Raw genomic sequence first — 2,243 nt, forward strand, 5'->3', positions numbered from 1 at the left:
CCTGCGTGGCCGACCAGACCACGGCGACCATTCAGCCGGCGGTGGTGCGGGTTCCTGTGGAGGCGCCGCGCACGACGGGCCGCGAGCGCGTCGCGGATGCCGACCATCTCAAGCTCGTGGCCTCCTTCGGGGGCGAGGCCCGCGCGCCCAACGTGACGCGGATGCTCACGGAGGTGACCGACCGCCTCGTGAAGGCGAGCGACCGGCCCGACCAGAGCTACGTGGTGACGCTGCTCGATTCGCCGGTGGTCAACGCCTTCGCGCTCCCGAACGGGCGGCTCTATGCCACCCGCGGGCTGGTGGCGCTAGCGAGCGACACCTCGGAGGTCGCGGCCGTGCTGGCGCACGAGATGGCGCACGTGACCCTCAACCACGCCACCGCCCGCAGCGAGCTGGAACTGCGCTCGGCGCTGGTCAGCCGGGTCGTGCGGGACGTGCTGAACGATCCCGATACCGGCGCGCAGCTTCAGAGCCAGTCGCGCTTCGCGCTGGCCCGCTTCTCCCGGGAGCAGGAGCTGGAAGCCGACGCCACCGGCGTGCGCACGCTGGCCAAGGCCGGCTACGATCCGTTCGCGGCCGGCCGCTTCCTCACCGCCCTCAACCGCTCGACGGGGCTGAAGGTGAACAGCGCCACCGAGCCCGACATGCTGGCGACCCATCCGGGCACGGCCGAGCGCATCACCCAGGTCACCCGGGCAGCCCGCCGCATCGGCGCGCCGGGCATCGGCACCGACGACCGGGCCGCCTACCTCGCCGCGGTGGACGGGCTCGCCTACGGCGACAACCCGCGCGACGGGGCCGTGCGGGGGCACCGCTTCATCCATCCGGGGCTGGGCATCGCGTTCGAGGTGCCGGAGGGGTTCGCCCTCGAGAACACCCGCTCGGCGGTCCTCGGCACGACCACGGACGGCAACCGCCGCCTGCTGTTCGACCAGATCGAAGCCAAGGACGGCCAGCCCCTCGACGCCGTGCTGAAGGCGAGCTGGAACGACGCGTTCGATCCGGCGGGCTTCGAGACCCGGGAGGTGGCCGGCCACCCGGCCGCCTTCGCGCTGTCGCGGGGCAAGGAATGGACCTTCCGCCTCGCGGCGATCCGGATCGGCGATTCGACCTACCGGATGATCATGGCTGCCAAGGGCGCGACCGATCCCGACCCGGCCTTCCGCCGCTGGACCGAGACCCTCGGGGCGATTTCCCCCGATGAGGCGGTGCTGCGCCCCCTGCATCTGCAGGTAGTCCAGGCGGCCTCGACCAGCGCCGAGGAACTCGCCCGCCGCATGGCGGTGCCCGATCGGGCGCTCGACCGGTTCCTCGTCCTCAACGGACTGGAACGGGGCGCCGCGCTGGTGCCGGGCCGCAGCTACAAGATCGTGACCGAATAGCCGCCCTGCGCGGTTGCGGCTTGTGCCGCGCGCGGCCCCGGACATTCTTCCGGGATCGTTCAGGGAGAGCGCCGTGATTCGATTCTTCTACAATCTCAGCCCCAACCCCATGAAGGTCGCCCTCTGTCTCGAAGAGATGGGCCTCCCCTACGAGACGGTGCCGGTGGATACCCGCAAGGGCGAGCAGTTCGACCCCGGCTATTCGGCAATCAACCCGAACGGGAAAGTGCCGGCAATCGTCGACGGCGACGTGACGGTGTTCGATTCGAACGCGATCCTGCTCTACCTCGCGGGCAAGACCGGGCTGTTCCTGCCCGAGGGCGAGCCGGCGCGGGGCGAGATGCTGTCCTGGCTGATGTTCGTGGCCACCGGCATCGGGCCGTTCTCGGGTCAGTGCGTGCATTTCCGCCACTTCGCGCGGGATGGCGGCGCCTACGCCACCGAGCGTTACACCTACGAGGCGCGCCGTCACTGGGGCGTCCTCGACCAGCAGTTGAAGGACCGCGCTTACGTGCTGGGCGAGACCTACACGATCGTCGACATGGCGGTGTGGGGCTGGGCCCGTATGGTGCCGTTCGTGCTCGGCGATGAGGCCTTCAAGGACATGCCCAACGTGAAGCGTCTTCTCGACGCGATCAACGCCCGGCCGGCTGCCCAGGCGGCGGAAGCGTTGAAGGGTCGCCACACGTTCAAGGCCGAGATGGATGACGAAGCTCGGGGCTTCATGTTCCGCGCCACCCAGACCGCCGCCTGACGGACGGACGATCCCCGAGCCCGGCCAACCTCCGATTCGGGATCGTCAAAGGGCTTCGCCCAGCCCCTTCAAGGTGTTCGGGCCGATTGCAAGGATCGCAATTCGTG

2 protein-coding genes are annotated in these 2,243 nt (G+C 69.9%); both read left to right on the top strand.

Translation table 11 applies throughout. The features are described from left to right. Positions 1-1,382, top strand: a 1,382-nt coding sequence (locus OXS49_RS33175) for a M48 family metalloprotease (RefSeq protein WP_267428743.1), incomplete at its 5' end; no start/stop codon positions are given. Positions 1,383-1,455: 73 nt separating this feature from the next. After that, entirely contained in the window at positions 1,456-2,136 is a 681-nt protein-coding gene (locus OXS49_RS33180; protein WP_244001251.1) for a glutathione S-transferase family protein, read from the top strand. Positions 2,137-2,243 lie beyond the last annotated feature (107 nt).

Origin of the sequence: Methylobacterium sp. GC_Met_2 (assembly GCF_026540795.1) — a bacterium.
Classification (GTDB): domain Bacteria; phylum Pseudomonadota; class Alphaproteobacteria; order Rhizobiales; family Beijerinckiaceae; genus Methylobacterium.